Genomic DNA, 19,988 nt, shown 5'->3' on the forward strand with positions numbered 1-19,988 from the left:
AGCCGACAGCTTACCGCGTCAGCGCCCGGCCTGGAACGCGCGCAGGCCCTTTGTTGCCTGCGCACGCACCTTGTCCGCCACCCAAGGCGTCCAACCCAGCACAAGACCTTTGAAGCCCAATGCCTGCCGCGACCAACCCCACAGGTCAAAGCTGTCGTGATGCTCGCAAATCTTGCCATCACGAAAGACGAAGCGGGCCTGGATGTCGTTGATCACCGTGCGCCCCGTCTGACTGAACAGGTAAGTGGCGACCCAGTGGGCACTGCCAGTGCGCTCATCGGCACGCACCGTGTCGAAGGTCAGGGAAAAGTCCTTGGCGCGGGTGGTGAGCATGCGCCACATGTCCCCAGCGTCCTGGCCATGCAAGGTACCGAAGGCCGGGTCGCTGAACGTGATGTCGTCGCTGTAGCAGGCCACCATGGCCTCGGCGTCCAAGCGCTGGAAGGCCTGATAGAAGCGGGTGATCAAAGCACGGTTGGTGTCGCTCATGGGGCAGGTCCGTTTGCGATGGGATAGATGCGCACAATAGGTCGCGCCTGCAGCAAAAAGCTATTGGCATTAACCTGGCCAATACCCAGATCGACTCACCCTGAGCGTATCGGGTTTACTTGCTTCGTTGTGGGAGCTGGCCTTGCCAGCGATGCAGACACCACGCACTGGCTGACACCGCGCCGTCCCCATCGCCGGCAAGGTCGGCTCCCACAGACCTCACTCAAACCCGCTCGCTGACCACCTGAACATGCAGGTTGCGACCGGCCTTCAAACCAAAGCCGATGGCGCCGACACCCAACACCGCAAAAATCCAGCCCACGGCATTCCAGCCGCCGGTCATATCGTGCACCAAGCCCACGGCAAAGGGCCCCATCGACGCCAGGGTGTAACCCACACCTTGAGCCATACTCGACAGGTTCGCCGCAACATGCGCGTCCTTGGAGCGCAGCACAATCAGCGTCAGCGCCAAGGCAAAGGTACCGCCCTGCCCCAGCCCAAGCACCACGGCCCAGCCCCACAAACCATCAAGCGGCGCATACAGGCAACCGAACAACCCCGCCAACGCCAGCAACATCACCACGACAATGGCCAGACGCTGGTCCTTGCCACGCGTTGCCAGCCACGGTGCACTGAGCGAGCTGATCAACTGCACGATCACCGAGCCGGAGAGCACCAGGCCCGCCTCGGTCGGCGACAGGCCACGCCCGATGAGAATCGAAGGCAACCAGCCAAAGACGATATAGGCCAACGATGATTGCAACCCCATGTACAACGTGACCTGCCAGGCCAACGGATCACGCAGCAGGCCACGTACGCGGTAGGCGACGTGATGGGCGCCATGTCCATGCCGGGCCTGAGGCAACCAGATAAGCGCTGCCAGCAGCGCCGGAATCAACCAGACGCCCAGCCCCAACGACCAACTGTCCCCCAGTCGCTCGCTCAAGGGAACGGTGGCGCCTGCCGCCATCGCCGCACCCAGGCACAAAGCCATGGTATAGACCCCGGTCAGGGTCCCGGCATGCTTGGGAAAGTCGCGTTTGACGATGCCCGGCAACAGTACCCCAATCACGCCGATACTCGCCCCGGCCATAATGCTGCCAACGAAAATACCGGTCGTGCCAAAGGCGCTGCGCACGGCGATGCCCGCTGCCAAGGTCAGTAGGATGCCGAAGACCACTCGCTCACTGCCAAAACGTCGGGCCAGTATCGGTGCCAACGGTGCAAACAGGCCCAGACAGAGGACCGGCAACGTGGTCAGCAGGCCCGCTTGTGCGGCGCTCAAACCCAAGCTATCAGAAACCAGGCTAAGCAGCGGCGCCATGCTCGACAACGCCGGGCGCAAGTTCAGCGCCACCAGCACCAGACCTACCAGCAACAGCCAAGGGCGCTTGAGCAGCACCGGCTGTTGTTGCACCTGTTCGTCATCGACTTCGGCGTCGATCAGCAATTCTTCAAGCTCCGGCCCATTGGCCGTCGCAGCGGTTCGAGTAGCGTCATGCGCCATGGCAGTCTCGCAAGGTCAGGATTCGTTGATAAGGGTCCGGCTCAGGGCCTTGGCCTTGGCTGAATCGCGATGTTCGATGGCATCGAGAATCTGCCCGTGCAGGTCAAAGACCTGCTGGCAGCGGGGAGCGTGACTGAGGTTGTGGTGCAAGGTTGCGGCAACCACCCCGGAAAAGTAGCGGTACAGTTCACTCAGGGCCGGGTTGTGTGCAGCATCCACCAGCCGCTGATGGAAAATCAGGTCGCAGCTGACGTACTGCTCAAGGTCAGCATGAAAATGCTCGCTGCTATGGGCAAGCGCTTCGCGCAGCCCTTGCAGGTCTTCTTCCGTACGCCGCAATGCGGCCAGGCCAATGGCTTCGGCCTCGAGGATATGCCGGGTTTCCCGCGCCTGCTCCAGGCTGCACCGCGATAAAGCCTGGACCGCCTGTAACGGATCAACAGCGGTACGCAAGTAGCTGCCATCACCTTGGCGAACTTCGACCAGGCCGCTGAAGGCCAAGACACGCATGGCTTCGCGTACGGTGTTACGGCTGATGCCCAGTTCACTGGCCAGCTCCGGTTCGGTAGGCAAGCGCTGACCCACGGCCCAAGCGCCGCTGGCGACCCGCTGGCGCAGTTGATCGACCGCTTGCTCGACCAAAGAGCGTTTAATAAGTAACGTCATGACATCCAATCATCGGATGAATTCGGAGAAGAAGGATAGCGCTTTGTTTTCCGGGAATGCAATCGCGGGGCAAGCTCGCTCCCACCGGGCCGGACCCGTGGGAGCGAGCTTGCCCCGCGATGATGACAACGCCGTATCAGTTCAACGCATCAAGCAGCGCCTGATTCTGCTCCGGTGTACCGATAGTGATGCGCAGGAACTGGGCAATACGCTCTTGCTTGAAGTGACGCACGATCACCCCCTGCTCGCGCAACTTGGCTGCCAGCTCACTGGCATCGTGCTGCGGGTGCCGGGCGAAGATGAAGTTAGCCGCTGAGGGTAGCACCTCGAAACCACGAGTAGAAAGTTCGCCCACCAATCGCTGGCGACTGTCGATCACCTTGCCGCAGGTCTCATCGAAGTAGGCACGGTCTTCAAATGCCGCCGCGGCCCCCACGATTGCCATGCGATCGAGCGGATAGGAGTTGAAGCTATTTTTGATCCGCTCCAAGGCTTCAATCAGGTCAGGGTGACCAACCGCCAAGCCCACCCGCAAGCCCGCCAACGAGCGCGACTTAGAGAGGGTCTGTGTTACCAGCAGGTTGTCATAACGATCAACCAGGCTAATCGCCGTCTCGCCACCGAAGTCTATGTAGGCCTCGTCAACCACCACAACCGATTGCGGGTTGGCCTTGAGCAATTGCTCGATAGCCTCCAGCGCCAACAGGCAACCAGTCGGGGCATTGGGGTTAGGGAAGATGATCCCGCCATTGGGCTTGGCATAATCCTCGACCCTAATCTGGAACTGTTCGTCCAGCGCTACCGTCTCGAAGGGAATTCCATACAAACCGCAATAAACCGGATAGAAGCTGTAGCTGATATCCGGGAACAGCAACGGTGCGCCGTGCTGGAACAGACCGTGGAAAATGTGTGCCAGCACTTCGTCCGAACCGTTGCCGAGGAACACCTGGTTGCCCTTGACCCCGTAGTAATCCGCCACCGCCTGCTTTAACAGGTCGCTGTTGGGATCTGGGTACAAGCGCAGGTTGTCGTTCAACTCACCACGCATGGCCTCCAGCGCCTTGGGCGACGGGCCATAGGGGTTCTCGTTGGTGTTGAGCTTGACCAGCTTGGCCAGCTTCGGCTGCTCACCCGGAACGTAAGGCACCAAGTCCTTGACGAAGGGGCTCCAGAATTTACTCATGCTCAGTTCCCCTCTTTGTCGGCAAGGATGCGGTATTCGGCACTGCGGGCGTGGGCGGTCAGCGATTCACCTCGGGCCAGTACGGAGGCGGTGTGGCCCAGTTCCGAAGCGCCCTGCTCGGAACAAAAGATGATCGACGAACGCTTCTGGAAGTCATACACCCCCAGTGGCGACGAGAAGCGCGCGGTGCCCGAGGTCGGCAGCACGTGATTGGGACCTGCACAGTAGTCGCCCAGGGCTTCGCTGGTGTGACGGCCCATGAAGATCGCGCCGGCGTGGCGAATGTGTGGCAGCCAAGCTTGCGGGTCGGCCACCGACAGCTCCAAGTGTTCAGGCGCGATGCGGTTGGCGACCTCCATGGCCTGCTGCATGTCACGCACCTGAATCAGCGCGCCACGCGCGTTGATCGAGGTCTTGATGATCTCGGCACGCTCCATGGTCGGCAGCAATTTATCGATGCTGGCAGCCACCTTGTCGAGGAAATCGGCATCCGGACTGACCAGAATCGACTGGGCATCTTCATCGTGCTCGGCCTGAGAGAACAGGTCCATGGCAATCCAATCAGGATCAGTCTGACCATCACAGACCACCAGAATTTCCGAAGGACCGGCAATCATGTCGATGCCGACCTGACCAAACACATGACGTTTCGCCGTGGCGACATAGATGTTGCCAGGGCCCACCACCTTATCCACCTGAGGCACGCTTTCGGTGCCATAGGCCAGTGCCGCTACCGCCTGAGCGCCACCGATGGTGAACACCCGGTCAACGCCGGCAATGCAGGCAGCGGCGAGTACCAGTTCGTTGACTTCGCCGCGCGGGGTTGGCACCACCATCACCACTTCGCCGACACCCGCCACCTTGGCCGGGATCGCGTTCATCAGTACCGAAGACGGATACGACGCCTTGCCGCCCGGGACATACAAGCCGGCACGGTCCAGCGGGGTGACTTTCTGCCCGAGTACGGTACCGTCAGCTTCGGTGTAGCTCCAGGAGTCCTGTTTCTGCCGCTCGTGGTAGCTGCGCACACGGCTGGCAGCCTTCTCCAGGGCTTCGCGCTGGGCGGTGGTGATGCGCGTCAGGGCCAGTTCCAGGCGCTCGCGACCGAGGATCAGGTCGTCGATCGACGTGGCTTCAACGCCATCGAAGCGCTGGGTGAATTCCACCAGCGCCGCGTCACCGCGCTCACGCACAGCCTTGATGATGTCGAGCACGCGCTGGTTGACCGCGTCGTCAGAGACACTTTCCCAGCTCAACAGATGATCCAGATGTCGGGCGAAATCCGGGTCAGCGGCATTGAGTCGGGCAATTGCAGTGGACGTGGTCATAGCGAGGGCCTCAATAAATGGCGAATGCTCAGGCGCCCTAAGCTACCAGTCCATCCGCGCGGGCACCCGAGAAAATTGGCTATGACGCGGATAGACGGGCGCGACAGCGAAGGTCGCGCGCAGAAGTCAGCCGCGGTGTCGCGATTCGACAGCCTGACGCAGGGTGTCGATCAGGCTTTGGATGCGGGCGTGCTGCATCTTCATCGAAGCCTTGTTGACCACCAGCCGGGAGCTGATGGTGGCAATCAGTTCCTGGGGTTCCAGGCCATTGGCACGCAGGGTGTTACCGGTGTCGACAACGTCGATGATCTTGTCCGCCAGGCCGATCAGCGGCGCCAGCTCCATCGAACCGTACAACTTGATGATATCGACCTGGCGGCCTTGTTCAGCATAGTAACGCTTGGCGACATTGACGAACTTGGTCGCCACGCGCAAACGGCCCTTGGGCTCAGCAGCACCAACAGCACCAGCGGTCATCAGCTTGCACTGGGCAATCTGTAGGTCCAGTGGCTCATACAGGCCCTGGCCGCCGTACTCCATCAGCACGTCCTTGCCAGCCACACCCAGATCGGCGGCGCCATGCTCGACGTAGGTCGGCACGTCGGTAGCCCGTACGATCAACAGGCGCACATCGTCCTGGGTCGTAGGAATGATCAGTTTACGGCTCTTGTCCGGGTTCTCGGTCGGCACAATACCGGCCTCCGCCAGCAGCGGCAGGGTATCGTCGAGAATCCGACCTTTGGATAGCGCGATGGTCAACATGGGAAACGTCGGTCCTTATGCGGCTACAGCCGGTCAGGCCCGATGAGGCCCGACCGCATTCAATTCGGTGCAGCAATTGGCTGGCGCGTCCCTGCGCCGGTCACAGACTAGCCCGGTACGCGACGGATCTTCGCGCCCAGCATCTGCAGTTTTTCCTCGATGCATTCGTAACCACGGTCGATGTGGTAGATGCGATCGATCAGGGTATCGCCTTCGGCAACCAGTGCCGAAAGTACCAGACTGGCCGAAGCCCGCAGGTCGGTCGCCATTACCGGCGCGCCCTTGAGAACCTTGGTACCGGTAACGATGGCCGTGTTGCCTTCGACCTGGATCAACGCGCCCATGCGGTGCATTTCGTACACGTGCATGAAACGGTTTTCGAAGATCGTCTCGATCACTGCACCGGTGCCTTCGGCAATGGCGTTGAGCGAGATGAACTGCGCCTGCATGTCAGTCGGGAACGCTGGGTACGGAGCGGTACGCAGGTTAACGGCTTTTGGCCGCTTGCCGTGCATGTCCAGCTCGATCCAGTCTTCACCGGTGGTAACTTCGGCGCCGGCTTCCTTGAGTTTTTCCAGGACGGCTTCGAGGATGGTTGGATCGGTGTCCTTGACCTTGACTCGGCCGCCAGTAACAGCAGCGGCGACCAGGTAGGTGCCGGTTTCGATACGGTCGGGCATCACGCGATAGGTCGCCGAACCCAGACGCTCAACGCCATCGATAGTGATGGTATCGGTACCGGCGCCCTGGATCTTGGCACCCATGGCGATCAGGAAGTTGGCCAGGTCGACCACTTCCGGCTCACGCGCGGCGTTCTGCAGCACGCTACGGCCCTTGGCCAGGGCTGCGGCCATCATGATGTTCTCGGTACCGGTCACACTGACGGTATCAAAGAAGAAATGCGCGCCACGCAGACCGCCTTCAGGGGCTTTGGCCTTGATGTAACCGCCTTCGACTTCGATTTTTGCACCCATGGCCTCAAGACCACGAATGTGCAGGTCAACCGGACGCGAACCAATGGCGCAACCGCCAGGCAACGCTACTTCGGCTTCGCCAAAACGGGCAACCATCGGGCCCAGTACCAGGATCGAGGCGCGCATGGTTTTCACCAGCTCGTACGGCGCGACCAGGGTCTTGATGGTGCGTGGATCGATTTCTACCGAGAGCTTCTCGTCGATCACCGGCTCAATGCCCATGCGACCAAACAGCTCGATCATAGTGGTGATGTCGTGCAGGTGCGGCAAGTTGCCGACCGTAACCGGACCATCGCAAAGCAGAGTACCGGCCAGAATCGGCAGAGCCGCGTTCTTGGCACCGGAAATGCGGATTTCGCCATCAAGACGAACGCCGCCAGTAATAATCAGTTTGTCCATTTCTGTCTCGCCGCCAATTTAGGCTCAGTTGCGCTCAGCCCAGGCTGCGCTGCTGAAAAATTTCATGGTTACCGCATGGATGCTGCCATCGGTGATCCACGGATTAAGATGAGCATAGATCTGCTGCTGACGCTTGACCGGGCTCAGGGCCGCCAATTCGTCGCTGATCACGTTCAACTGGAAGTTGCAGCCTTCGCCTTCAACTTCGACCCGGGTTCCCGGCAACTTTTCTTCAAGGAAGTTCTTAACTTCTACGGCCTGCATGCTCAACCTCAATCGGCGCCCTGTGCGCGCGGGTCGGCCATCATACAAAAAAGCCCCTCGCCTGCGAACCCCGTAATCGAGGACTCTGACAGAGGGGCTGCTCATCGACTGGCGGTCATTGCCCCGCCAGCACCTCGTCAAGGTCATAAACCCCGGCGATTTCGCGCATGTCCTGAGGCATCGCCCGCACTTCGACAGTCTTGCCGGCTGCCTTGGCATCACGCATGAATGCCAGCAGCAGGGACAAGCCGACACTGCTGGACTTCTCGACCTGCGAGCAATCGAGCACCAGCGCCGCGTTCTTGCTCGCCGCGATCAGCGCACTGCCGTGCTTGCGCAGGGCAGGGCCGGTACGGTAGTCGAGCACCCCAGACAGGCTGAGCACACCGTCCTCACTGAGGGTGATTGTGCTGTCGGTCATTGCGCTTTCTTCTCGGACTCTTGCTCAGCGGTTTCCTTGGCCTTGGCCACTTCACCAGCCCAATTGTTAATGGTCATGTCCAAGTTGTTGCCATTGCGATTCATGGCGTCGGCGAACTGGTCACGGAACAGCTTGCCGATGTTGATGCCATTGACGATCACGTTGCGCACTTTCCATTCGCCATTGAGGTTGGTCAGGGTGTACTGCACCGGATACACGGCACCGCTGTTCCCCTTGACCGTCATGTCAACGCTGGCGCGGTCAGGACCGTCCTTCTTCTCGGCCCCAACGGTAATGCCCTGATTGTTGTATTCGAGCAGGGCATTTCCATAGAACTGCATGAGACTGCGCTTGAAGTTTTCCTCGAAGCGCTTCATTTGCTCCGGGGTGGCCTTGCGCGAGTACTTGACGGTCATGATGCTTCGGGAGATACCGTCGGCATCCACTACCGGCCCCAGGTTGGCGTTCAAGGCATCGTAGAAGGCACTTGGATTGGCCTTGTATTGCTCCTTGTTGGCCTTAAGGTCAGCCAACAACTGCGTGGTGGTCTTCTCGATCACCTGTTTGGGTGATTCGGCAGCCGCGCCAGCCACCAAGGGCAGCGCCGCCAGCAACACCAGCAAGCCGCGTCGCAAGATCGAAATCATGGAAACTCCTTATTTAGCTTCTTTGCCAACGGTATTGAGCAGGAACTTGCCAATCAGATCTTCCAGCACCAGCGCCGATTGGGTGTCGTGAATGGTTGCACCATCCTTGAGCACCGCCTCTTCGCCGCCGACGCTGATACCGATGTACTTCTCGCCGAGCAAGCCAGCGGTGAGGATAGATGCAGTGGAGTCGGTAGGCAGGTTGTCTACGCGTTTTTCCAGTTGCAGCGTCACCCGACCGGTGTACGTGTCACGGTCCAGATCAATGGCGGTGACCTTGCCGATTGTCACACCGGCCATGGTCACTTTAGCTCTGACCGTCAAACCGGCGATATTGTCGAAGTAGGCGTAAACTTTATAGCTATCACTACTGCTCGGGCTCGCCGACAGGCCGCTGACGCGCAGGGCCAGCAGGATCAGTGCCAGGATCCCGGCCAGAAGAAACAGGCCGACACCGATTTCCAGGGTGCGGTTTTGCATCAGAAATCTCCAAACATCAAGGCGGTCAGAATAAAGTCCAGACCCAGGACTGCCAATGAGGCATAGACCACGGTCTTGGTAGTGGCACGACTGATTCCCTCTGAGGTGGGCTCACAGTCATAGCCTTGGAATACGGCAATCCAGGTCACAACAAAGGCAAAAACCACGCTTTTGATTACGCCATTGAGCACGTCATCGGTAAACGACACGCTGTTCTGCATGTTGGCCCAGAACGAGCCCTCATAGACTCCCAGCCAGTCCACCGCGACCCAAGACCCACCCCAGATACCGACCACGCTGAAGATCAGCGCCAGCATCGGCAGCGAGATAAAGCCCGCCCACAGGCGCGGGGCGATGATGTACTTGAGCGGGTCGACACCGATCGTTTCCAGGCTGGACAACTGCTCGGTGGACTTCATGTTGCCGATTTCCGCCGTCAATGCGGAGCCGGCACGTCCGGCAAACAGCAATGCTGTGACCACTGGGCCGAGTTCACGCAGCAAGGTCAGGGCAACCATCTGCCCCACTGCTTGCTCCGAGCCGTACTTGGTCAGGATGCTGAAACCCTGCAAGGCCAGGACCATACCGATAAACACACCGGAGACGACAATGATCGCCAGCGACAGCACACCGACCGAATACAGCTGTTTGACCAGCAACTGAAAGCCGCCGCCGGTACCGCTGCGCCCGACCAGCGAGTGCAGCAAAAACAGAAAGGAGCGCCCGAGCACAGCCAGCACGTCGATGGCCGAGCGGCCAAAGCGACGAATTCGTTCGAGTAAGGATTTTCTGCGCATCAACGCTTCCCCAGAAGATCGGCGCGGTAATCCGGCGCAGGAAAGTGAAAGGGCACCGGACCGTCCGGATCGCCTTTCATAAATTGACGAATGCGCGGGTTATCGGAGCCCATCAGCTCGTCCGGCGTGCCCTGACCCAACACTTGGCCATCACCCACCACATAAATGTAATCGGCAATGCTGGCGGTTTCGGCCAGGTCGTGGGAGACCACGATGCTGGTGATACCCAAAGCATCGTTGAGCAAGCGGATCAGACGCACGAGCACGCCCATGGCGATTGGGTCCTGGCCGACGAAGGGTTCGTCGTACATGAGGATCTGCGGATCCAGGGCGATCGCCCGAGCCAAAGCGACACGGCGCTTCATGCCGCCGGACAGCTCGTCAGGCATCAGCTCGATGGCACCGCGCAAGCCCACGGCCTGCAGTTTCATCAGCACGATGTCGCGGATCATTTCATCGGTCAGCTGGGTATGCACGCGCAGCGGAAACGCGACGTTTTCGAACACATCGAGGTCCGTGAACAGCGCACCGCTCTGAAACAGTACCCCCATCTGCTTGCGTGCATCGAACAGATCGCTGCGCGACAAGGTCGGCAGGTTTTGCCCGGCCACCCAGACTTCGCCACTGGCCGGACGCAACTGTGCGCCCATCAGACGCAACAATGTGGTCTTGCCGCACCCGGAAGGCCCCATGATGCCGGTGACCTTGCCGCGGGGAATGCGTATATCAACATTACTGAAGATGCTGCGCGAACCGCGCTTGAAGGACACACCCTTCAACTCGACCGCGTAGGCGTTATCAACGCTCATCTAGACTCCTTGCGATGCAGCCTTCTCACTCAGACGCGCGCCCCCTTCGTGGAGGCACGCACGCCCTGAGCGGGCCGAACAGGGGGCGAACTATAGCATCGCTGATAGCTACGCCCCAAGGCCACTGCAGTGCTTGTTCAGCAAGGGTTAAGGTAACAGAGCGATGGTATGACAATCACAGGGTGAGGGATTTGCGCATAACCGCTATAATCGCCGCCTTTTCATCAGGCAACCCGATTTTCGACATGAGCCAGTCCAGCGACCTGATTCAATCCGCGCAACGCACCATCCGTTTCGAACTCGAGGCGGTTGAGGGCTTGCTAGCCCACATCGACGCCGATTTCGTCAAGGCATGCGAGCTTATCCTGGCCAGCAAGGGGCGGGTCGTGGTGGTTGGCATGGGCAAGTCCGGGCATATCGGCAACAAGATTGCCGCGACCCTGGCCAGCACCGGCACGCCAGCGTTTTTCGTGCATCCGGCCGAGGCCAGCCATGGCGACATGGGCATGATCACCCGCGACGACGTTATCCTCGCCCTGTCCAATTCCGGAACGACCGCCGAGATCGTCACCCTGCTGCCGTTGATCAAACGCCTGGGTATCCAACTGATCAGTCTGACCGGCAACCCGGATTCAGCGCTGGCTAAAGCCGCTGAGGCCAACCTTGATGCCCGCGTCGCCCAGGAAGCTTGTCCGCTGAACCTGGCACCGACCTCCTCGACCACTGCCGCCCTGGTACTGGGCGATGCCCTGGCCATTGCCCTGCTTGAAGCCCGCGGTTTTACCGCCGAAGACTTCGCCTTCTCGCACCCCGGCGGTGCCTTGGGCCGACGCCTGTTGCTGAAGGTCGAAAACGTCATGCACGCCGGCCAAGAGCTGCCTCAGGTGCAGCGCGGCACCCTGCTCAAAGACGCATTACTTGAAATGTCTCGCAAAGGTTTGGGGATGACCGTAGTCCTCGAAACCGACGGACGGTTGGCCGGGATCTTCACTGACGGCGACTTGCGCCGCAGCCTGGATCGCAACATCGATGTGCACACCACCCTCATTGAAGAAGTCATGACTGCCCATGGTAAAACCGCGCGCGCCGAAATGCTCGCCGCCGAGGCCCTGAAAATCATGGAAGACCACAAGATCAGCGCGCTGGTAGTGATCGACAAGGACGAGCGCCCGGTTGGCGCCTTGAATATGCACGATCTGTTGCGTGCAGGAGTGATGTAAATGAGCCAGGACCTGTTCCAGCGCGGCAAAGCCATCAAACTTGCGGTGTTTGACGTTGACGGTGTATTGACCGACGGTCGTTTGTACTTTCTCGAAGATGGCAGCGAATTCAAGACCTTCAACACCCTCGATGGCCAGGGCATCAAGATGCTCATGGCCTCGGGTGTGACCACCGCGATCATCAGCGGACGCAAGACCCCGGTCGTCGAGCGCCGGGCCAAGAATCTTGGCATCCCCCACCTGTATCAGGGGCGTGAAGATAAATTAGTGGTATTGGACGAACTTCTCGGCCAGCTCAACCTAAGCTATGAACAGGTCGCCTACTTGGGCGACGACCTGCCTGACCTACCGGTGATCCGCCGTGTGGGGCTGGGTATGGCTGTAGCCAATGCCGCAGCCTTCGTCCGCGAGCACGCGCATGGAATCACCAAGGCCCGTGGCGGTGAAGGTGCAGCCCGCGAATTTTGCGAGTTGATCCTGCAAGCCCAGGGCAATCTCGACGCGGCCAACGCCCACTACCTGTAGAGCGACACATGTTCAGTAAAAAAATTCGCACTATTGCGCTGTTCAGTGTGATTGCCGCCTTGCTGGTGGCCGTCGGCTACTGGAACATCAGCCCAGAGAGCTTTCTCGACAAACCTGTCGCCAGCGTCGACGAGAAGGCCATCGACTATTACGCCACCAACGCCCACAGCGTGCAGTTCCTGCCTGATGGCAAAATGCAGTACGAGATGACGGCCGATAAGGTCGAACACCTCAAGGTCAGCGAAGTGACCTTGTTGACCACGCCAGACCTGCAACTGTATCGCGGCACCACCTACCCGTGGCACGTGCAGAGCGAAAAGGGCGAGGTCAACCCAGATGGCTCCGAAGTGGAATTGATTGACTCGGTACGGGTTGCCCGCACCGATGAAAAGAACCGCACCATGATCATTACCACCAGCCGCATGACGGTATTCCCGCAGAAGCAATATGCGCAAACCGAACAAGCCGTTAAAATCGACGGCGCCGGTGGCGTTACTACGGGCAATGGAATGAAAGCGTATTTGAAAGACGGCAGGATGGACCTGCTGTCCAACGTAAGAGGACAGTATGAGGCTCGTTAAAACCCTCCCCTTTTTGCTCAGCCTGAGCGCAGCACTGGGAAGCGCGAGCGCCTGGGCCCTGCCGAACGACCGTGACCAGCCTATCCGTATCCAGGCTGACAACGCGCACCTGGATGACAAGAAAGGGGTCGCCACCTACACCGGCGACGTCATCATCACCCAGGGTTCGATGATGATCAAAGGCAACACCGTGACCATTACTCGCGCCGCCAATGGCGATGTCGACGTCGTGACCTCGGTCGGTAACCTTGCCTATTTCGAGCAGCAGCAAAGCGCCGACAAACCGGACAAAATGAAAGGTTACGGCAAGCAGATCCAGTACCAGTCGCAAAAAAACCTGGTGGTGTTGACGGATCAGGCCAAGGTGGAAACCAGCGATGGCAACACCACTGAAGGCGAGAAGATCGTTTACAACACCCAATCCCAGGTTGCGACTGCCGGTCGCGGCGGATCGGTGTCAACGCCTCGCCCACGGATCGACATGGTGATCCAGCCGAAGAAGAAGGCCGAGTAAATGGCGACCCTCAAAGCCCAGCACCTGGCCAAGAGCTACAAGAGTCGGCAAGTGGTACGCGACGTCAGCCTGTCCATCGACAGTGGCCAGATCGTCGGTTTGCTCGGCCCTAACGGCGCCGGCAAAACCACCTGCTTCTACATGATCGTCGGCCTGGTCCAGGCCGATCAGGGCCGTGTCCTGATCGACGACCTGGATGTCAGCCACCAGCCGATGCACGGCCGCGCCCGTGCCGGTATCGGCTACCTGCCCCAGGAAGCGTCGATCTTTCGCAAGCTGTCGGTTGCCGACAACATCATGGCGATCCTCGAGACCCGCAAGGACCTTGATCGCGATGGCCGACGCAAAGAGCTGGAAAGCCTGCTGCAGGAATTTCACATCAGCCACATTCGCGACAACCTCGGCATGAGCCTGTCCGGTGGCGAACGTCGCCGCGTGGAAATCGCTCGCGCCCTGGCTACCGCACCGAAATTCATCCTGCTCGATGAACCCTTTGCCGGTGTCGACCCGATTTCGGTCGGCGACATCAAGCAGATCATCCATCACCTCAAGGCCAAAGGCATCGGTGTACTGATCACCGACCACAACGTCCGCGAGACACTGGATATCTGCGAAACCGCCTACATCGTCAACGATGGTCAACTGATTGCCGAAGGCGACGCAGAGACCATCCTGGCCAATGACCTGGTGAAAGAGGTGTACCTGGGCCACGAGTTCCGCTTGTAAGTTCGAGGCGACACAGCGCTTGCCATGGGCTGCTGACCCGGTGAAATCCGGCTTTATTGTTACAGTGCCCTAGGCAAACGCTCCAATTTCAGGCATATAATTTGCTTAAAGTTGGCGCTTCGGTGCCCTTGTAGTGGATGGCGCATGTGCGCCGGCAAAAAAGGTGTAAAGCCCCTGCCATGAAACCATCGCTCGTCCTAAGAATGGGCCAGCAACTGACGATGACCCCGCAGTTGCAACAGGCTATCCGACTGCTCCAGCTTTCTACCCTGGACCTCCAGCAGGAAATCCAGGAAGCGCTGGAATCGAACCCGATGCTCGAACGCCAGGAGGAAGGCGACGACTTCGACAACAGCGACCCGATGGCCGACAACGCCGAAAGCAAGCCGGTCGCCGAAGTCCAGGAAACCACCTTCCAGGAAACCACGCAAACTGTGGACAACCTGGAGGACGGCGAATGGAGCGAGCGCATCCCCAACGAACTGCCCGTCGACACCGCCTGGGAAGACATCTACCAGACCAGCGCCAGCAGCCTGCCCAGCAACGACGATGACGAGTGGGACTTCACCACCCGCACCTCGGTGGGCGAAAGCCTGCAAAGCCACTTGCTCTGGCAACTTAACCTGGCGCCGATGTCCGACACCGATCGGCTGATCGCGGTCACCCTGATCGACTGCATCAACAACCAGGGCTACCTCGACGAAACCCTCGAAGAAGTCTGCGAATCCTTTGACCCCGAGCTGGACATCGAGCTCGACGAAGTCGAAGCCGTACTGCACCGCATTCAGCAATTCGAACCTGCCGGCATCGGCGCACGCAATCTCAGCGAATGCCTGCTATTGCAACTGCGCCAACTGTCTGCCAGTACCCCGTGGATGGCCGAAGCCCAGCGCCTGGTACGCGATTACATCGACCTCCTCGGTAGCCGCGATTACAGCCAGCTAATGCGCCGGATGAAGCTCAAGGAAGATGAACTGCGCCAGGTCATCGAACTGGTTCAGAGCCTCAACCCACGTCCTGGCTCACAAATTGAGTCAAGCGAAGCCGAGTACGTGGTGCCTGACGTGATCGTACGCAAGGACAGCGATCGCTGGCTGGTCGAGCTCAACCAAGAGGCTGTGCCGCGTCTGCGGGTCAATCCGCAATACGCCGGGTTTGTCCGCCGTGCTGACACCAGCGCCGACAACACCTTCATGCGCAATCAGTTGCAAGAAGCCCGCTGGTTCATCAAGAGCCTGCAGAGCCGCAACGAAACCTTGATGAAGGTCGCCACCCAGATCGTCGAGCATCAGCGCGGCTTCCTCGATCACGGCGACGAAGCAATGAAGCCGCTGGTCCTGCATGACATCGCCGAGGCGGTAGGCATGCACGAGTCGACCATTTCTCGGGTCACCACGCAAAAGTACATGCATACCCCACGCGGCATTTACGAGCTGAAGTACTTTTTCTCCAGCCACGTCAGCACCTCCGAAGGCGGTGAATGCTCGTCCACAGCGATTCGCGCGATCATCAAAAAACTGGTTGCAGCGGAAAATCAGAAAAAGCCATTGAGTGACAGCAAGATCGCTGGTTTACTGGAGGCACAAGGCATCCAGGTAGCCCGTCGCACCGTCGCCAAGTACCGCGAGTCTCTCGGCATTGCACCGTCGAGTGAGCGCAAGCGACTGATGTAGCCCCTGAGATAGCCATCGCAGTTCAGTGGCAGGCGCAACACCTGCCTCTTATGCACGGGCAACAAAGGAGAAGCTGTATGCAAGTCAATATCAGTGGACAGCATGTAGAAGTCACCCAGCCGCTGCGCGAATACGTCGAGCAAAAACTCAAACGTCTGGAGGGGCACTTCGACAAGATTACCAATGTGACGGTAATCATGAAGGTCGAGAAGCTGCAGCAGAAGATTGAAGCAACGCTGTTTATTCCCGGCGGCGAAGTTGTTGCAAATGCCGAACACACAGACATGTATGCAGCGATCGATGCCTTGACTGACAAGCTCGATCGTCAACTGAAAAAACACAAGGAAAAACAGCAAAGCCTGCTGCAAGGTGCAGCGGCCCGCTGATCCCCCTCATCCATGATCCGACTTGAAACTATCCTGACCCCCGGCCGTTCCCTGGTGAACGTGCCGGGAGGCAGTAAAAAGCGCGCACTCGAACAGATCGCCAACCTGATCGGCAAAGAAGTACCCGACTTGGAAACCCAGGACGTGTTCGAAGCCCTGATTGCCCGTGAAAAACTGGGCTCCACCGGCTTTGGCAACGGTATCGCCATTCCCCATTGCCGCCTCAAAGGCTGCAAAGATCCGGTCAGCGCGCTGTTACATCTTGACGCCCCCATAGACTTCGATGCCATCGACGGTGCTCCGGTTGACCTGTTGTTCGTGTTACTGGTCCCCGAAGCTGCCACCGATGCTCACCTGGAGCTGCTGCGCCAGATCGCCAGCATGCTCGACCGCCAGGACGTACGCGAAAAGCTGCGTGCGGCCACCAGCAACGACGCGCTCTACCAGGTCGTTCTGGAAGCACAGAACGGGCACTGAATATGCGCTTGATCATCGTTAGCGGCCGCTCCGGCTCCGGTAAAAGTACCGCTCTCGCGGTCCTTGAGGACAACGGCTACTACTGCATCGACAACCTGCCTGCCGGGTTGCTGCCGCAGCTGGCCGAGAACGCCCTGATCAATACCGAGCTGATGCAGCCCAAAGTGGCGGTATCAATTGATGCACGCAACCTGCCCAGCCACCTCAGCCGCTTCCCGGAGTTGCTTGAGGAAGCCCGTGGCCGTCATATCCAGTGTGATGTGCTGTACCTGGATGCCGATGAAGAGACCCTGCTCAAGCGCTTTTCGGAAACCCGTCGGCGCCACCCGCTGACCAACGCCAATCGCTCGCTGGCCGAGGCGATCAAGGACGAGACTGAGCTGTTGGGGCCGATCGCCGACCTCGCCGACCTTAAAATCGATACCACCAACCTGAACCTGTATCAGTTGCGTGATTCGATCAAGCTACGCCTGCTAAACCAACCGGAGCCTGGCACCGCGTTCCTGGTTGAGTCCTTCGGTTTCAAGCGAGGCATGCCCGTAGACGCCGACTTGGTGTTCGATGTGCGCTGCCTGCCCAACCCCTACTGGAAGCCGGAGCTGCGCGAGCACTCCGGTTTGGAGCAACCGGTCATCGACTACCTGGCAGCACAGCCTGATGTCGAAGACATGTTCCAGGACATCTCCAGCTACCTGCTCAAATGGTTGCCACGCTTTGCCGCCAGCAACCGCGCCTATGTGACTATTGCCATTGGCTGTACCGGTGGACACCACCGTTCGGTTTACCTGACCGAACGCGTGGGCCAGTTGCTGCAGCAATCCTTGAAGAATGTCCAGGTTCGCCACCGCGACCTCTAGCCCACAGGACCACCGCCGCGATGCCCGCTCGTGAAATCACCATCATCAACAAGCTGGGGCTGCACGCCCGGGCTGCGGCAAAGTTCGTTGGCGTGGCCGGACGCTTCCCCTGCACGGTACGTATAGGCCGCGCACCGGACCGGCTGATCGACGGCAAGAGCATCATGGCCGTGATGATGCTTGCGGCGGGCAAAGGCACCCAGGTACACCTGCAGACCGAAGGCGAAGATGAAGACGCAGCGCTCGATGCCCTGGTCGAACTGATCAACAACTACTTTGACGAAGGCGAATGACCGCCCCCCGCTTTCCCCTCACGCCAACGCCGTATCCATCACCATCATCAAACAGAAGCCAATGCACAGCCCCAGGCTCGCCAGACGATGATGGCCGTTGCTACGTGATTCGGGAATGATCTCCTGAGTCACTACCAGCAACATTGCTCCGGCCGCACAGGCCAAGCCCAGCGGCAACAACAGCTGCGCTACGCTCACCAGCCAGGCACATATCACTGCCGCCACCGGCTCGACCAATCCAGACGCTGCACCAATGGCAAAGGCCTTGAACCGGGCCATCCCTGCCCCGGCCAACACCAGTGCAATAACTAGACCTTCGGGTACATCCTGCAAGGCAATACCCATGGCCAAGCTGTCGGCATCCGGCATACCGCCACCCGCCGACACCCCGATGGCCATACCTTCTGGGATGTTGTGAGCGATGATGGCAATGACAAACACCCATATCCGCGCCGCAATCACCGGTTGCTGGGCAGGGCCCACCAAGGCTCCGGGCGAAGCACCCGATACCTTGAGATCGACCAGGTACAGACAGAACGCCCCGAACAACACGCCGAAGCTGATTAGCGCGCCTGCGCCCCACTGATCCAAACCAATGGCCTGCGCAGCATCCAGGCCGGGCATGATCAAAGAAAAGGCCATCGCCGCCAACATCACCCCAGCGCCAAAGCCCAGCAATGTATCTGCCAACGCTACCGGCATGCTGCGGATCACCAGCACCGGCACCGCGCCCAGCGCGGTCCCCAATGCACACAGAGCACCGCCTTCGAGCGCGCGCATCATGCGCGGCTCAAGGTCCAGCCAGGCGATACCCTGCGCCACCAGCAAGGCACTGCCCACCAGCAGCAACAGGGTTCCAAGGGCCAGACGAAACAGGCGTACGCCACTTACGGACATCACATCTGTGCGCATACCGAAATGACTCACACCAGGGCGGCTAGATAACGGCGCTCGACTTCGGACCAGTCGATCACGTTGTAGAAGGCATTGATGTATTCAGGACGGCGATTCTGGTACAACAAGTAGTACGCATGCTCCCAGACATCCAGACCTAGAATCGGCGTGTTGCGGTTCATCAGCGGGCTGTCCTGGTTGCCACTGCTTTCTACTATCAGCTTTTTCTCCGGGGTCACACTCAGCCAGGCCCAGCCGCTGCCAAAACGCGTCAATGCGGCCTTGGTGAAAGCATCCTTGAAGACCTCGAAACCTCCCAGTTGCTCCTCGATTGCCTTGGCAGTTGCACCTTGAGGTTGACCACCCCCCTTAGGCGACATCACTGTCCAGAACAGTGAGTGGTTAGCGTGACCGCCCCCTTGGTTGATCACCGCATTGCGCAGTGTGTCTGGCAGTTGCTTGACGCTGGCGACCAGTTTTTCCACCGGCCACTCGGCAAACTTCGTGCCTTCTACCGCCGCATTGAGGTTATTGATGTAAGTCTGGTGGTGCTTGCTGTGGTGAATCTGCATGGTCTGGGTGTCGATGTGCGGTTCCAGCGCATCGTAGGCGTAGGGCAATGCAGGCAAGGTATAAGGCATAGTCAGTGGATTCCGTAATGAAGTGCTGAAGACCCGGCGCGTTCCTTAACGGCGAGTGCTGCCGGTTGCGGGTCGTGGCTATGGAGCAAGCGTTCAGTTCGCGGGTACTGGCCGTACTCGCTGATGAAGTTGAGCAATTCGGTGTAGGTTTTACCGCTGTGACGCAGCGCCGCTTCGCGCAGCGCTGGCACCAGGCGCTGGTCCTGCATGGCCTGCAAAAGCCGCTGATGGATAGCGCAGAGGTACTCCGCGCTCTCCTGCGGCTGATTCAAGCGCAAATGCAGGTCGGCCAGGTTGTGATGGGCAATGACACACACAGCCACCGCCTCATCGGCGTCATGCCAGCGCTCGAACAACACCTGGGCCAGGGCCAGGGCCTGCAGATACAACTCGCGGGCATCGACCAATTCGCCTTGGTCGAACAGCCGGTTGGCGATCTCGGTGGTGCGTTTCCAGTGCTGCATGACAAACCTCC

General features: G+C 59.4%; 26 protein-coding genes. 10 read left to right on the forward strand and 16 right to left on the reverse strand.

Going from position 1 to position 19,988, the window contains the following annotated elements:
* Window positions 1–18: 18 nt before the first annotated feature.
* From CX511_RS21210 to CX511_RS21270, 13 genes are all read right to left on the reverse strand, one after another.
* Complete coding sequence (locus CX511_RS21210; protein ID WP_045184834.1) at window positions 19–489, reverse strand: nuclear transport factor 2 family protein; 471 nt, start codon at window positions 487–489, stop codon at window positions 19–21.
* A 223-nt stretch (window positions 490–712) separates the two neighbouring features.
* A complete protein-coding gene (locus CX511_RS21215) occupies window positions 713–1,996 on the reverse strand; it encodes a CynX/NimT family MFS transporter (protein ID WP_045184830.1) in 1,284 nt (427 codons plus the stop codon).
* A 15-nt stretch (window positions 1,997–2,011) separates the two neighbouring features.
* A complete protein-coding gene (locus tag CX511_RS21220; RefSeq protein WP_045184827.1) occupies window positions 2,012–2,662 on the reverse strand; it encodes a FadR/GntR family transcriptional regulator in 651 nt (216 codons plus the stop codon).
* A gap of 136 nt (window positions 2,663–2,798) precedes the next feature.
* On the reverse strand, window positions 2,799–3,845 hold the full coding sequence (gene hisC / locus CX511_RS21225; RefSeq protein ID WP_101292934.1) for a histidinol-phosphate transaminase: 1,047 nt from the start codon (window positions 3,843–3,845) through the stop codon (window positions 2,799–2,801).
* A gap of 2 nt (window positions 3,846–3,847) precedes the next feature.
* Window positions 3,848–5,173 carry a histidinol dehydrogenase gene (gene hisD / locus CX511_RS21230; RefSeq protein ID WP_045184821.1) on the reverse strand — a complete coding sequence of 442 codons (1,326 nt, stop codon included), beginning with the start codon at window positions 5,171–5,173 and terminating at the stop codon, window positions 3,848–3,850.
* Window positions 5,174–5,299: 126 nt separating this feature from the next.
* Complete coding sequence (gene hisG, locus CX511_RS21235) at window positions 5,300–5,935, reverse strand: ATP phosphoribosyltransferase (protein WP_045184819.1); 636 nt, start codon at window positions 5,933–5,935, stop codon at window positions 5,300–5,302.
* 107 nt (window positions 5,936–6,042) lie between these two features.
* Window positions 6,043–7,308 carry a UDP-N-acetylglucosamine 1-carboxyvinyltransferase gene (gene murA, locus CX511_RS21240; protein WP_045184816.1) on the reverse strand — a complete coding sequence of 422 codons (1,266 nt, stop codon included), beginning with the start codon at window positions 7,306–7,308 and terminating at the stop codon, window positions 6,043–6,045.
* 24 nt (window positions 7,309–7,332) lie between these two features.
* Entirely contained in the window at window positions 7,333–7,572 is a 240-nt protein-coding gene (locus CX511_RS21245; protein WP_028942843.1) for a BolA family protein, read from the reverse strand.
* 115 nt (window positions 7,573–7,687) lie between these two features.
* Window positions 7,688–7,993, reverse strand: a complete 306-nt coding sequence (locus CX511_RS21250) for an STAS domain-containing protein (RefSeq protein ID WP_101292933.1) — start codon at window positions 7,991–7,993, stop codon at window positions 7,688–7,690.
* Window positions 7,990–8,640 (reverse strand): MlaC/ttg2D family ABC transporter substrate-binding protein, encoded by a 651-nt coding sequence (locus CX511_RS21255; protein ID WP_045184812.1) that lies wholly within the window; start codon window positions 8,638–8,640, stop codon window positions 7,990–7,992. Before CX511_RS21255 ends, CX511_RS21250 begins: the two co-directional genes overlap by 4 nt.
* A 9-nt stretch (window positions 8,641–8,649) precedes the next feature.
* On the reverse strand, window positions 8,650–9,120 hold the full coding sequence (gene mlaD / locus CX511_RS21260; RefSeq protein WP_045184809.1) for an outer membrane lipid asymmetry maintenance protein MlaD: 471 nt from the start codon (window positions 9,118–9,120) through the stop codon (window positions 8,650–8,652).
* Entirely contained in the window at window positions 9,120–9,917 is a 798-nt protein-coding gene (mlaE, locus tag CX511_RS21265) for a lipid asymmetry maintenance ABC transporter permease subunit MlaE (protein ID WP_045184807.1), read from the reverse strand. The genes mlaD and mlaE overlap by 1 nt, the downstream gene beginning before the upstream one ends.
* Window positions 9,917–10,726, reverse strand: a complete 810-nt coding sequence (locus tag CX511_RS21270; protein WP_045184804.1) for an ATP-binding cassette domain-containing protein — start codon at window positions 10,724–10,726, stop codon at window positions 9,917–9,919. The genes mlaE and CX511_RS21270 overlap by 1 nt, the downstream gene beginning before the upstream one ends.
* Before the next feature lie 245 nt (window positions 10,727–10,971).
* Here CX511_RS21270 and CX511_RS21275 point away from each other — a divergent pair, with 245 nt between their 5' ends.
* The 10 genes from CX511_RS21275 to CX511_RS21320 all read left to right on the forward strand — a co-directional run bounded on the left by CX511_RS21275 (window position 10,972) and on the right by CX511_RS21320 (window position 17,978).
* Window positions 10,972–11,946 carry a KpsF/GutQ family sugar-phosphate isomerase gene (locus CX511_RS21275; protein WP_045184802.1) on the forward strand — a complete coding sequence of 325 codons (975 nt, stop codon included), beginning with the start codon at window positions 10,972–10,974 and terminating at the stop codon, window positions 11,944–11,946.
* Complete coding sequence (locus tag CX511_RS21280) at window positions 11,947–12,471, forward strand: KdsC family phosphatase (protein ID WP_045184801.1); 525 nt, start codon at window positions 11,947–11,949, stop codon at window positions 12,469–12,471.
* A gap of 8 nt (window positions 12,472–12,479) precedes the next feature.
* A complete protein-coding gene (lptC, locus tag CX511_RS21285) occupies window positions 12,480–13,052 on the forward strand; it encodes an LPS export ABC transporter periplasmic protein LptC (RefSeq protein ID WP_045184797.1) in 573 nt (190 codons plus the stop codon).
* Window positions 13,039–13,566 (forward strand): lipopolysaccharide transport periplasmic protein LptA, encoded by a 528-nt coding sequence (lptA, locus tag CX511_RS21290; protein ID WP_045184794.1) that lies wholly within the window; start codon window positions 13,039–13,041, stop codon window positions 13,564–13,566. The genes lptC and lptA overlap by 14 nt, the downstream gene beginning before the upstream one ends.
* The gene (lptB, locus tag CX511_RS21295; protein WP_038996944.1) at window positions 13,567–14,292 is read left to right on the forward strand and encodes an LPS export ABC transporter ATP-binding protein; all 726 of its coding nucleotides are present in this window, start codon (window positions 13,567–13,569) and stop codon (window positions 14,290–14,292) included.
* Between the two features lie 179 nt (window positions 14,293–14,471).
* Window positions 14,472–15,965, forward strand: a complete 1,494-nt coding sequence (locus tag CX511_RS21300; RefSeq protein WP_045184787.1) for an RNA polymerase factor sigma-54 — start codon at window positions 14,472–14,474, stop codon at window positions 15,963–15,965.
* Between the two features lie 77 nt (window positions 15,966–16,042).
* Entirely contained in the window at window positions 16,043–16,351 is a 309-nt protein-coding gene (gene hpf / locus CX511_RS21305) for a ribosome hibernation-promoting factor, HPF/YfiA family (protein ID WP_028942831.1), read from the forward strand.
* 12 nt (window positions 16,352–16,363) lie between these two features.
* Window positions 16,364–16,828, forward strand: coding sequence for a PTS IIA-like nitrogen regulatory protein PtsN (ptsN, locus tag CX511_RS21310; protein WP_045184784.1), 465 nt, complete (start codon window positions 16,364–16,366; stop codon window positions 16,826–16,828).
* Between the two features lie 2 nt (window positions 16,829–16,830).
* Entirely contained in the window at window positions 16,831–17,685 is an 855-nt protein-coding gene (gene rapZ / locus CX511_RS21315) for an RNase adapter RapZ (RefSeq protein WP_045184781.1), read from the forward strand.
* A 20-nt stretch (window positions 17,686–17,705) separates the two neighbouring features.
* Window positions 17,706–17,978 (forward strand): HPr family phosphocarrier protein, encoded by a 273-nt coding sequence (locus tag CX511_RS21320; RefSeq protein ID WP_045184778.1) that lies wholly within the window; start codon window positions 17,706–17,708, stop codon window positions 17,976–17,978.
* A gap of 18 nt (window positions 17,979–17,996) precedes the next feature.
* Here the strand turns inward: CX511_RS21320 and CX511_RS21325 are convergent, their stop codons facing one another.
* Genes CX511_RS21325 through CX511_RS21335 form a run of 3 tightly spaced genes read right to left on the reverse strand, consistent with a single transcriptional unit; the run spans window position 17,997 to window position 19,977 of the window.
* Window positions 17,997–18,890, reverse strand: coding sequence for a ZIP family metal transporter (locus CX511_RS21325; protein WP_101292932.1), 894 nt, complete (start codon window positions 18,888–18,890; stop codon window positions 17,997–17,999).
* An 11-nt stretch (window positions 18,891–18,901) separates the two neighbouring features.
* Window positions 18,902–19,513 carry a superoxide dismutase gene (locus tag CX511_RS21330; protein ID WP_101292931.1) on the reverse strand — a complete coding sequence of 204 codons (612 nt, stop codon included), beginning with the start codon at window positions 19,511–19,513 and terminating at the stop codon, window positions 18,902–18,904.
* 2 nt (window positions 19,514–19,515) lie between these two features.
* Window positions 19,516–19,977: a DUF2753 family protein gene (locus CX511_RS21335; RefSeq protein WP_045184769.1), complete on the reverse strand. Its 462-nt coding sequence runs from the start codon at window positions 19,975–19,977 to the stop codon at window positions 19,516–19,518.
* Window positions 19,978–19,988 lie beyond the last annotated feature (11 nt).

It is taken from the genome of Pseudomonas sp. S06B 330, from assembly GCF_002845275.2.
Classification (GTDB): Bacteria; Pseudomonadota; Gammaproteobacteria; order Pseudomonadales; family Pseudomonadaceae; genus Aquipseudomonas.